Source organism: Acidimicrobiia bacterium (genome assembly GCA_040880805.1).
GTDB lineage: Bacteria > Actinomycetota > Acidimicrobiia > IMCC26256 > DASPTH01 > DASPTH01.
In genome coordinates, this window is sequence record JBBDHW010000014.1 from 19079 (window position 1) to 30595 (window position 11517).

Sequence of the window (11517 nt, forward strand, 5' to 3'; positions counted from 1 at the left end):
AAAGCGACTCCTGGCGACCGTACCATGCGGCTCCCCGAACGTCGCGCACCGCTACCGTGCCCCCGATGACGGCCACCGCAACGCCCAGCGCAGCGGTCGCGACACGCTCGGCGCTCCCCACCTACCTCGTCGCCGCCGAAGCGGTGCTCGCGGCCGTTCTCATGTCGTACACCCTCGGCCGGCAGAGCCTCTGGTTCGACGAGACCGCGACCGCCGCACTCGTGCACCGCAGCCTGTGGTCGGCGATTCGGTATGCGGTCGCGAACGAGCCCATGACCAGTCTCTATCTGCTGGTGCTGCGGACCTGGAGCCTGCCGTTCGGTGAGAGCGAAGTTGCGCTGCGCAGCTTCTCGGTGATCTTCGGTGTCGCGCTCGTCCCGGCGATGTACGCGCTCACGGCACGCCTCTTCACCGACCGGACCGCACTCGTCGCCGGCCTGCTCACCGCGGTCAGCGCTACGGTCGTGGCCGAGGCTCAGCAGGCGCGGCAATACGCGCTCGTGTTGCTCCTCGTTGCACTCGCGACGCTGTGCTTCGTTCGCGCGGTGGAGATCGGTACCCAGCAGAGCTGGTTGCTGTACGCGCTGGTCGCTGCGGTCGCGGTCTACGCGCAGATCCTCGTGCTGTTCGTGGTCGCGGGTCACGCGCTGTCCCTCCTCGCCCTCCAGAAGTCGGACGTCCGGTGGCGGTCGGTGCTGGTCGCGGCGGGCGGCTTCACCCTCGCCATGATCCCGCTCTTCGCGGCAATCCTGCGTCGCGGGGGCAGCGGGCTCGACTGGATCAAACCCGTCACATGGGCGCGTGTGCAGCACACGTTCGAGATGTTCGCGGGCGGTACGGGCTACTTGCTACTCGCAGCGCTCGTCGCGTGCGCGTTCGCGTTCCGCGCCGCGCTGCGTACCTGGGCACACTCCGGACGCGGGATCGACGCCTGGCGGTACACCCTGCTGATCACGTGGCTCTTCGTTCCGATGATCGGCATTCTCCTCGTCTCGTTCGTGCGACCGCTGTTCGTGAACCGCTACATGATCGGCGCGCTCCCCGCGTTCGTGATCCTCACCGCGGCGGGGATCACCGCGATGCGGCCACGGCAACTCGCCGCCGGATACCTCGTCGCGCTCGTCGTACTGAGCGCTGTGGTGCTGGTGGACTGGCTCGGGTCGGACACGACAACCGCACACACGGGCGTGCCGCGGGAAGACTGGCGCGGCGCGGTGACATACGTGCTGGCGCATGCGGGCAGCGGCGACGCCGTCGTCGTGCAACCCCGCCACCTGGAGACTGCGTGGGAGTACTACTTCCGACGGCACGGCTCGCCTCGCGACGCGCCTGTGCTGGCGCTGGGTGGTCCGTTCGAAGACTTCGCCGACGATCAGCGGGTGCGTTCGATCTCGGAGCGTCACGATCGCGTGTGGCTCGTGATGAGCCACCTCAACAGCAAGGAGCGGCGCCACGTGCTCGCGAACTTCGGTGCGCGCTACGACCACGCCGCGAGGCACCGGTTCACGGGTCGAATCGACGTGCTCCGCCACGACGCGCGTGACTAGGCGGCACTGGCGGATCGACGCGCTCGTCCTCGGGCTGGTCGCGCTGGTGCTCCGGCTTCCCGCGCTCTTCGCCACACGGTCGCTGGTGTTCGACGACGGCGTGTTCGCGTCGTCGGCGCTCGCGATGCGCACAGGTGGGCAACCGTTCCGCGACATCTTCTCGAGCCAGGGCCCCGTGTTCCTGCCGCTGGTGTGGCTTGCCGATCTTCTCGGGTTCCGCACGCTCGACGCGCCGCGCCTGCTCACCGTCGCGTCCGGAGTGCTGCTGACCATCGCGGTCTACTCGTGCGCCCGCCGCGTCACGTCGCGGGGCCACGCCCTGCTCGCGGCCGGACTGGTCACCACGAGCGGCTCCGTGCTCTGGGTCACGGGTCCCGTGAACGCCGACGGTCCGTCGATGGCCCTGTCGGTGCTCGCGATCGCGCTGGCGCTCCGCTCGCTCGACCATGTCGATCCCGGTGGCAAGTGGAACGCGGTGTGGGTGGGACTCGCCGGCGGCGCGGCCGCGTCGATCAAGGCACTTTCGGTGCCCGCGGTGGTGATCGCGGGCGTGGTGCTGCTGCTCTGGCGGCGCCGCGTGTGGGACGCCGCGCTCGCGGCCGCCGTGGCGATCGGCGTGTACCTGGTGACCGCGCTGCCGTGGGGGCTCAGCCGCGTGTGGGACCAGTCGTTCACGTACCACAACGACGCGCGCCGGTTGAACACGCGGCCCGACGCGGCCTGGAAAGTCGTGACCACGCTCTGGGAACGCGACCCGCTCGTGCTCGTCGCGCTCGCGCTCGCGTTCGTCATGTTCCTCGTTACACGCTTCACGGGTGCGCCGCGCGTCCATCAGGACGAGCGACAGCCGCGCGTCGGTGTCGTCGTCGCGGTACTCGCGCTGTGGGCCGTCCTCGTGTTCACGCTCCTCGTCTGGGAGCCGGCGCTGTTCCGCGCGCATGTCGCGCAACTCGTGCCCCCGCTCGCGTTGCTCGCCAGTCTCCGTCCCCCGCCATGGGCGGTGCTCGCAGTCGCAGCGGTGGTCGTCGCCCCGTTCTGGGCGATCGAGAACCGCTCGATCCTGTGGCCGCACGGCTACCGCGGGCACGACGCCGAGGTCGTCGCCCGCCTCCGTGAGCTGCCCGGCGACGCGCTGGTGATCAGTGACGATCCGGGCCTCGCGTGGCGCGCAGGGCATGGGCCACCGGGCGATTTCGCCGACCCGTCGTTCCAGCGGATCGAGCAGGGACGGATCACCGAGGGTTCGGTCGCGCGCGCGGCGGCTTCAGCCGAGGTCTGCGGCGTCGTCGTCTCGTCGCCGCAGCACTTCGGGCGCCTCGTTGGGCTGGGGTCCCGGTTGCGGCGGGAGGGGTACCGGCCCGAGCGGTTCGGCGACATCACCCTCTACACGCGCACCCGGTGCCGGGCGTGACGACGAGCCTGATGACGATACCCCTGCCGACGGGGAAGGTGCGACACGGCCGAGCCGGTCGAGCCAGCGCAGCGGTGGAACTGCGTCGATCACCTTGCTGAACGACACCAGCTCGGCAGCCACGTTCAACACCAGGAGCACGAGCATCACCGCGATGCGCGTGCTCTCCTGCGACCCGAGCACGACCGCGAGCCCGAGCACCGCGCCGATCACATTGGCACCGGTATCGCCGAGCATGAGCCGCTCGTGCAGGTCGTCGCCGAGGAGCCCGAAGCTCGCGCCCATCACGGGCGCGAGCGCGACGCCAGTTGGGTCGGCGCCCACCGCGATGGCAATCGGCACGTAGACGATGAGCCCGGCCTTGATCGTGCGGCCAGGCGCGCGGTCGAGCAGGTTGCCCAGGTTGGCGGCCAGCGCGATCAGCAAGGCGTCCACGATCAGGCTGCGCCCCGACTTGAACCCGGGCGTGGCCACGAGCACCACCGCGATGGCCGCGCCGGCAACCAGTTTCAGCAGACCGGTGGTCACGCGACCCTGGCGCAGCGCGCCGAGGTGGCCGCGGAAACCGCGATCGGACCCGACCGCGGCGAGGTCGTCGACGAGCCCGAGGAAGGCGAAACCGAACACCGCGAACAGCATCTCGCTGCGCGCGAGCGTGAGGCCGGCGTGGTCGCCGACACCAAGCGCGCCGAGTACCGCGCGGCCGGCTTCGACGACGAGCACGGTGAGCACGATGTAGAGCCCGCCCGCGGTGGGGACCACGCGATCGCGGTAGTTGCGCCGTCCGAGAGCGGGCGACGAGAGGATGTCGCCGCTCACCATGCGCAGGAACCGCACGGTGACGACCCCCACGAGGATGGCAACCACCACGATCACGGCTCGTCGGCCTTCACGAGCGCGCCGAAGTACGACGACGCCATGAGAACGACCAACGTGCTCTCGAACACGGCAAACATCATGCCCGGGATGGCGATGCCGGAGTCGTTCAACGCGAACCCGAGCACCGCGACGACCAGGAAAGCGATTCCGGTCGCGTTGGCGGTGGAGAGCTCCCGCACGACTGGGCGCAGCGATCGCGGCGCGACAAACCAGAGGTATGCCACGAGGAGCACGACCACGATGATCGTGCCGAGCAGGACCGAGTGGCCGAAGACCGACAGGTTCGCGGCCGCCTTCCGGCGGATCACAAGCGTCGCGCCGTCGAGATCAGTGCCGACTTTCTGGAAGAACCTGCCCACATGCGTGCGCTGGTCGGCCGGGCGCAACAGGTCGAGGAGCCCCACAGCCACGACCGCGGTCACGACGATCCCTGAGATCGCGGCGACGGTGCGGGCGCGCACCTCGTGGCCGAGGAGCATCCACGCGAGCAGCGCGAAGCCGGGCAGCGCGGAGAGCACCGCGCCGAAATCGTTTCCCCAGATCGGAACACCCATCACGACGATGGTTACCGCGAGCACTCCGACCGCGACACGCTTTGTGAGGCGGGTCGGCACCTGCCACACGAGCAGCCCGGCGAACAGCACCGCCGCGGCCGCGAGCTGGGCGAACGCGATGTTCCCTTCGCCCACGAAACGGATGCCGATGGTCGGCGAGTAGCCGAACACGGTGTTCCACTCGAGGTGCGCGCCGGTGACGAGGTCGACGACGTGGAGCACGACGATGCTCCCGAGCGCGACGAGCACCGCGTGGACCAAATTCCGGCTCCGTGCCCGAACAGAAAGCAGGTGCGCGACAGTGAGGAACGCGATCGCGAGCAGCACGGCAACAGCCACGACGAACAGCCAGTACGGCGCAGCGCCACCGTGCCGGCCGAAATGCAACGGCCCGGCCAGATAGGTGGCGTCGAGGAACCCGATGAGCGCGAGCGCAAGGAACACGAGCGGCCACGCGGTCCTGCGCAACCACTTTTCACGCCGGAGCCCGCTCCGTGCCCGAACGGAGAGCCGGCTCCGTGCCCGAACGGAGAGCCCGCTCCGTGCCCGAACGGAGAGCCCGCTCCGTGCCCGAACGGAGAGCAGGTCGACGAGCGCGACACCGACCCCGAGCACGCACGAGATCACGAGGACCGTCGTCATCGACGGTCCGACCTGGCTGTCGCGGAACAGCCCGTCGTCGTTGGTGTCGACGAGGAAGCTGACGCGGCCGGCGAGCGCGTCGCCGGATCTCCGTTCGGGCACGGAGCCGGTGTCGGCGGATTCCATCCGCCGGCCTTCCATGGTTTCGGGCCGATCGAGCCCGTAGAGGTGCAAGATCGTCGGGGCGACGTCGACCATGTTCACGAAGCCGTCGTGGCGCGTCGTCGTAGAACGCAAGAAGCCCGGAGTGAACCCGGTCGCACGTACCGAGACCGGTGTGAGCGAAGGACGTTCCCGTGGAGGCGCGGGCCCGACGACGATGACCGCGTCGCGCTTCGCGTCGACCTCGTCGAGCAAGCGGCCGACGAGGCGGTCGGTGTCACGCAGCGCGCGTGCGCGGAGACGGTCGCGCTGCTCGTCGGAAGCGAAACGACCAGCGAGGTCGGCGCGCACCAAGTCGGAACCCTCGACGACCACGACCGAACGGTCGCTCCACGCCGCGCGGAACGCGTCGAGCACCGCGTCGGGATCGAATCGCACGCCAAATGGCGCGCTCGCGTCGGCTTGGAGGAGCCCGCGGTCGACGCGTCCGCGCGGCACCTTCCCATCGTGCGTGACCAACGCCGTGACCGCGCTGCGGCGGTAAGGCGGCTCACGAACCTCAGGGGTGCTCGGGTCGCTGCCGTCGCCGTTCGCGATCACCGCTCGACCGATGCCCGCGAGCTGCAACTCGTCACCGAGGAGCCCAACCTCCGCGCCGTACAACTCACTCTCGTTCGCGTCGACCACGTCGGGGATCGGCATGTACACGAGGCCCTTGCCGGGCGACGTGCCCGTGCGCGTCGCGAACACACGACCGGCGCGGTCGCGGCCGAATTCCTCGTCGACGCCGAAGCCCTGGCCCGCGGACTGCCCGCCTGCGGTCGCACGCGTTCCTGCTCCGAGGGTCAGGTAGCTGCTTTCGATGGGGCTCGGCCGTTCGATGCCGTTCGTGACGAGCCCGCCGATCGACGACGCGGCGAAGAGCCGGTCGAGGTTCGGGAGCGTACCGCCCTGGATGTCGGACCACTCGACGTTCGGGAGCGAGATGACGAGGACGCGCGACACGCGCGCTCCGCTCGGTGCGTTCGTGGCACCGTTCGCGGACGCCGCGACGGTGAGCACGACGCCGAGGGCTGCCGCCCCCGCGACGGCGAGTTTCCTCACTGCGAAGCGTCGGGCAGCAGCTTGGCGCCGTCCCCCAGGCCGTAGTGGCCGATCCTCGCCGGAACCTCTCGCAAGCCGGCGAGCGCGAGCGCCGCAGTGGTCGGGCCCTGCGGCCGGTCGAGGTCGTCGACCGTCGACACCTTCTTCCCGAGATCCCCCTCCCGCAACGGTGCGAGTGACGAGCCTCGGGCCGGTACGTCCTGGCCTCCGACGTAGACCTCGCCGACCGCGAGCGGTATCCCGGTTGCCGAGAACGCGGTCGCGGCGGGTACCACCACAAACTTGTCGGGCACGTCCGCGTCATCTCCCACGACGAGGAGCATCGATGCGCCACGCCTGGGGAACTGAGCGAGCGTCGGACCGCCGTCGCCCACGGTATCGAACTTCACGAAGCCCGCGTCCTCCAGGGTGGTGAGCAGGTCGGACGTGTCTCCCACAGTCGGCGGCGCCTGCAAGCGTTCGGCGAGTTGCTTCCATACGGCGGTGCGCAGCGTCGCCGGTCGCTTCGAAGACGAGCCCAGCGCTTCTGCCATCGCCGTGACGTCGTCGCCGTTCGCGAGCGCCCACTTGCCCTCGAGCCAGAGCACGCCGGTGACGTTCGCGCCACCACACTGCGCGGCCGCCACCGTCTTCTTCACCCGGTCTTCGTCGACGCCTCGCACCGCAACGAGTCCGATGTCCTCCCCCACGAGCGTCCCCGACAGCGCGTGACACTCGAGCGCGGTGATGGCGTCGGCATACTCGTTGTTCTCGTCGCGCAGATCGCTGTTCTCACCCTCGATGCGGTCGGACTTGCGCTCGACGCTGTCGAGCCGGTTGTTGAGCGTGTCGACGACACCGCGGTCGATGACGCCCGCGCCGACGACGACACCGAGCGCGAGCGCGAGGAAGATCGCGATCAGCGACGCGAGATGGAACCGGAAGTTGATCATCAGCCCGAGAAGAGATCCTTGAGGGTGACCCAGAGGCCGCGCATGAACACGTGGATGGGCTCGGCGACGATACCGACGACGACCATCGCGAGGACGGCAGCGCCGACGAGGAAGAGCATGTCGAGGCGGCGCACGCGACCCTCGTACAGGCGGCTCACACCCTTCGCGTCGACGAGGGCAGGCCCGAGCCGGAGGCGGGTCAGGAATGTGGAGGCCATGCCGCGCCGACCCTTGTCGAGGAACTCGACCATCGTCGCGTGGGTCCCCACCGCGACGATGAGCTGCGACCCCGACTCGTAGGCGAGCAGCATCGCGACGTCTTCACTGGTGCCCTCCGCGACGAACTCGTGGTAGTCGACGCCCCACGCGACGAGGTTCTCCCGTCCGGGGGCGCGCCCGTCGGGGTGCACATGGTGTACGAGCTCCGCGCCACAGTGGAGCGCGGGTTCCGATACCGAGTCGAAGTCGCCGATGATGACGTCGGGCTCCAGCCCGACCTCGAGCAGCGCGTCGGCGCCGCCGTCGACACCGATGAGCACCGGCCGGTACTCACGGATGTAGGAGCGCAGCGCGGCGAGGTCACTGCGGTAGTCGTGACCGCGGACCACCACGAGCGCGTGGCGTGCCGCGAACTTCGTGTGGAGCGGTGGCAGCGTGAGGGGCTCGAAGGTGAGCCGGGCCTCGCGCCGCACGTACTCCAACGTGTTGTCGGCGAACCGTTCGAGCTCGACGCCGATCGCCGCGCGCGCGTCCTCCATCGCCGATTCGATCTCTGGCTCTGTGAGCACCTTCGCGGTCGCGAGTAGGTCGTCGCCACGCCAGATCTCGCCGTCGACGATCCGCAACGTGTCGCCATCGCGCACGCGATCGAGCAGGTCCTTGCCCGCCGCGTCGAGCAACGGGATGCCGGCGCGCACAACGCGGATCGGGCCTCCGTTCGGATAGCGGCCCGAGATCGACTCCGACGCGTTGACGACGGCGATCACCCCGGCCTCGATCAGGCCGTCGGCGGCCACACGGTCGAGGTCGACGTGGTCGATCACGGCGATGTCACCGGGCACGAGGCGCCGGATCATGTCCTTCGTGCGGCGGTCGGCCTTTGCCGGACCTTCCACCGCGGCGGGAGTCTTCGGGCGCCGGCGCAGCCGGAGGCTCAGCATCAGCGCCTGCCTGATGGGTCGCTCAACTGCGAGCCGGGATACCCGACTCGCGGACGTTTCGCTCCTACTGATTCGAGCAGTTCGGCCGCGTGACGGCGCGCGTGCGACGAGTCACCGACTCCCGCGAGCATCCGGGAGAGCTCCGCCACGCGCTCGTCGCCCTCGATCATCGTCGCAGTCGCCACGGTTCGCTCGCTCCCAGTTGTCCGGTTCGTCGACTTCGGGACCACGGTCTTCTCCACCACGACCTGGGTGTCGGCAAACGCCGCCACCTGCGCGAGATGCGTGACGCACAGCACCTGATGCCGTGCACCCAGTGTCGCGAGCAGGCGTCCGACGGCAATGCCGGCTTCGCCTCCGATCCCCGCGTCGACTTCGTCGAACACGAGCGTCGGAGGCGCGTCCGTGAGCACGACGCGCGCCGCCAGCATCGCGCGGGAGAGCTCGCCCCCGGACGCGGCCCGGGCGATGGGGCGAGGGCTCTCTCCCTGGTTGGGCGCCAGCAGGAAGGTGACGCGGTCGGCCCCGTCCTCGGTGGGCTCGCCCGGCTCGATCTCCACCTCCATGCGCGCGTGCGGCATCGCCAGATCCCGGAGGTGCTCCTCCACGGCTCGGGCGAGCGGCGGGGCGGCCGCGAGCCGGGCAGCCGACAGCGCGCTCGACGCGTCGAGCGCGGCGCGTTCGAGGTCGCGGCGCTCCGTCTCGAGCTCAGTTGCCCGCGCGTCGTAGCCCTCGATCTGGGTGAGACGTTCGCGAGCTCGGGTCGCGTACGCGTCGACCTCGGCGAGCGAGTCGCCGTACTTCCGGCCGAGACCGCGCAGGAGCTGGCGACGGCGACGGACGTCTTCGAGCCGCTGCGGGTCGTCGGTGACCCGCTCTGCCGCGAGCCTGAGCTCGTGTTCGACGTCGGCGATCTCCGCTTGGGCAGCACGCACGCGCGCGCTCAGCTCGGCGAAGGGCAACCGACCGTCGAGCTCGGCGACGGCAACGCCGAGTGCGTCGAGCGCGGGCCCTTCGAGCGCGGAGTACGCGCGTCCGAGCGCCTCGCGGTGCGCGGACGCGTCGGCGAGGAGGAGCTCTTCGGCCTCGAGTGCGGTCTCCTCGTCGGGATCGTCGATTGCCGCTTCCGCGATCTCTTCCACCTGGAAGCGCAGCAGGTCGATCTCCCTGGCACGCGCGTGCGCGTCGCCGCCAAGCGCGGCAAGGTTGTCGTCGACACGACGGGTTCCCGCGCGCGCGGCGCGGTAGTTCGCGAGCGCGTCGGTTGCGGGCGCGCCCGCGTACCGATCGAGCGCCGCGCGCTGCACTCCGCTCTCGAGCAACGACTGGTGCGCGTGCTGACCGTAGAGGTCGACGAAGCGCGCGCCGAGCTCGGCCAGCTCGCTCGCGGTCGCGAGGCGGCCGTCGACGTACGCGCGGCTGCGACCATCGCGCGGGATCACCCGCGCGAACACCATCTCGTCACCAGTATCGGTATCGACGAAGCGACCCTCGACGCGCGCTTCGTCGGCGCCGTCGCGCACCAATGCCGCATCGGCGCGCCCGCCGACGAGCAGCTCGAGCGCCTCCACGATGAGCGTCTTACCCGCGCCGGTCTCTCCGGTGATGGCGGTGAGGCCGGAGCCGAGCAGCAGGTCGAGGTCGGCGACGATGCCGAGGTCGACGACGTGCAGCTCGGCAAGCATTCGGCGCCGGCCCTACCGATCGGAAAGGCCGAATTTGGCCTTCAGGATCTGGTGGAAGTCGCGCGGCCCCAGCGTGACGATGCGCGCCGGGCGGGTACCCCCTGTGCACGAGACCGTGTCGCCCGCGGCCAGCTCGCCGAGCTCGCGACCGTCGGCGGTGAGCACGACGGAACGGTCGTCGCAGACGCTGAAGCGCAGCGTCTCCTCGGGGTCGAGCACGAGCGAACGGTCGAAGAGCATGTGCGGCGACACGGGAGTGAGCAACAGGCAGCGGTGCCGCGGGGACACGATGGGGCCGCGTGCAGAGAACGAGTACGCCGTGGAACCGGTCGGCGTGGCGACGATCACGCCATCGGCCGCGTACGTCGTGAACGGCGCGCCGTTCACTTCCACGTCGAGGCGCACGAGCCGGCCCGTGTGCACCTTCTCGAGCACAGCTTCGTTGAGCGCGAACCAACGACCGCGCGCCGAACCCGCCGACTCGACCTCGACCTCGAGCACCATTCGCTCCGCGACCTCGTAGTCGCCGGCGAGAAGCCGGTCGAGTGCGGCGTCGAAGTCGTTGGGCTCGACCTCGGTGAGGTAGCCGAGCTGGCCTGCGTTCACACCGAGCACGGGGACACCCGCCTCGTACGCGAGGTCGACGGCGCGGAGCATCGTGCCGTCACCGCCGAGCGAGATCACGACATCGAGGCCCTCCGCGAACTGCTCGAGCTCGACCGCGAGGTGCCCGAGCCCCGCACTATCCGCGTCGGGCCCGGGTACACGGACCTCCACACCGTGCTCGGCGAGGCGCTCGGCCGCGTGCTTCGCGAGCTCGCTGGAGCTGCTGCGATGGGGGTGCGGTACCAGGCCGACCGTGTGCGCGGTGGGCTGGCCACTCACGTGGCCACTCATCGGGGTGCTCATCGGCGCGCTCGGGGATGTTCGACGGCGTCGTCGACGCACGCGTCGAGCGCCCCGTTGTCGACCGGGACACCGTGTTTGCGGCAGTGGAACAGGAACTCGACGTTGCCGTCGGCACCCCGCAGCGGCGATGTCATCGCGGCGACCGCGACGAGATCGGCGGCGGCCAAGCCATCACGCACCTCGCGGAGCACCGCGCGGTGCACCCCGGGGTCGCGCACGACGCCCTTCTCGCCGACGCGGCCCCTGCCCGCCTCGAACTGCGGCTTCACGAGCAGCGCCAGATCGGCGTCGGCAGTGCTGCAACGCGCGAGCGCGGGCGCGACGGTGACGAGCGAGATGAACGACAGATCGGCGGCGACGACGCCGACCGCGCCGGCGATGGCGCGGGCGTCGAGGCCCCGCACGTTCGTGCGCTCCAACAACGTGACGCGCGGGTCGTTGCGCAGCTCCCACGCAAACTGACCACGCCCCACGTCGACCGCGACCACCTCCGCAGCACCAGCGTCGAGGAGGCAATCGGTGAACCCTCCAGCGGCCGCGCCGGCGTCGAGCGCGCGCCGGCCGCGCACATCGATAGCGAATCGGTCGAGGG

The 11517-nt window shown here is 70.2% G+C and carries 8 protein-coding genes; 2 read left to right on the top strand and 6 right to left on the bottom strand.

Features of this window, described 5'->3' with window-relative positions:
- The first annotated feature begins 65 nt into the window (after nucleotides 1-65).
- Nucleotides 66-1547 carry a glycosyltransferase family 39 protein gene (locus WD271_02640; GenBank protein MEX1006724.1) on the top strand — a complete coding sequence of 494 codons (1482 nt, stop codon included), beginning with the start codon at nucleotides 66-68 and terminating at the stop codon, nucleotides 1545-1547.
- The gene (locus WD271_02645) at nucleotides 1540-2958 is read left to right on the top strand and encodes a glycosyltransferase family 39 protein (protein ID MEX1006725.1); all 1419 of its coding nucleotides are present in this window, start codon (nucleotides 1540-1542) and stop codon (nucleotides 2956-2958) included. Before WD271_02640 ends, WD271_02645 begins: the two co-directional genes overlap by 8 nt.
- 872 nt (nucleotides 2959-3830) lie before the next feature.
- On the opposite strand, the gene WD271_02650 is transcribed toward WD271_02645, so the two are convergent.
- The 6 genes from WD271_02650 to WD271_02675 all read right to left on the bottom strand — a co-directional run.
- Entirely contained in the window at nucleotides 3831-6239 is a 2409-nt protein-coding gene (locus tag WD271_02650) for a hypothetical protein (protein ID MEX1006726.1), read from the bottom strand.
- Nucleotides 6236-7171 (bottom strand): copper transporter, encoded by a 936-nt coding sequence (locus WD271_02655; protein ID MEX1006727.1) that lies wholly within the window; start codon nucleotides 7169-7171, stop codon nucleotides 6236-6238. The genes WD271_02650 and WD271_02655 overlap by 4 nt, the downstream gene beginning before the upstream one ends.
- Nucleotides 7171-8331, bottom strand: a complete 1161-nt coding sequence (gene steA, locus WD271_02660; protein ID MEX1006728.1) for a putative cytokinetic ring protein SteA — start codon at nucleotides 8329-8331, stop codon at nucleotides 7171-7173. The genes WD271_02655 and steA overlap by 1 nt, the downstream gene beginning before the upstream one ends.
- Nucleotides 8331-10016, bottom strand: coding sequence for a DNA repair protein RecN (gene recN, locus WD271_02665; protein MEX1006729.1), 1686 nt, complete (start codon nucleotides 10014-10016; stop codon nucleotides 8331-8333). Before recN ends, steA begins: the two co-directional genes overlap by 1 nt.
- Nucleotides 10017-10028: 12 nt before the next feature.
- A complete protein-coding gene (locus WD271_02670; GenBank protein ID MEX1006730.1) occupies nucleotides 10029-10913 on the bottom strand; it encodes an NAD(+)/NADH kinase in 885 nt (294 codons plus the stop codon).
- Nucleotides 10914-10921: 8 nt separating this feature from the next.
- Nucleotides 10922-11517, bottom strand: a 596-nt coding sequence (locus WD271_02675) for an SAM-dependent methyltransferase (protein MEX1006731.1), incomplete at its 5' end; no start/stop codon positions are given.

Bases quoted from the DNA above. Each gene is read 5' to 3' on its own strand.
- WD271_02640 (MEX1006724.1), top strand. From the start codon at position 66: ATGACGGCCACCGCAACGCCCAGCGCAGCGGTCGCGACACGCTCGGCG.
- WD271_02655 (MEX1006727.1), bottom strand. From the start codon at position 7,171: ATGATCAACTTCCGGTTCCATCTCGCGTCGCTGATCGCGATCTTCCTC.
- steA (MEX1006728.1), bottom strand. From the start codon at position 8,331: ATGCTGAGCCTCCGGCTGCGCCGGCGCCCGAAGACTCCCGCCGCGGTG.
- recN (MEX1006729.1), bottom strand. From the start codon at position 10,016: ATGCTTGCCGAGCTGCACGTCGTCGACCTCGGCATCGTCGCCGACCTC.
- WD271_02670 (MEX1006730.1), bottom strand. From the start codon at position 10,913: ATGAGTGGCCACGTGAGTGGCCAGCCCACCGCGCACACGGTCGGCCTG.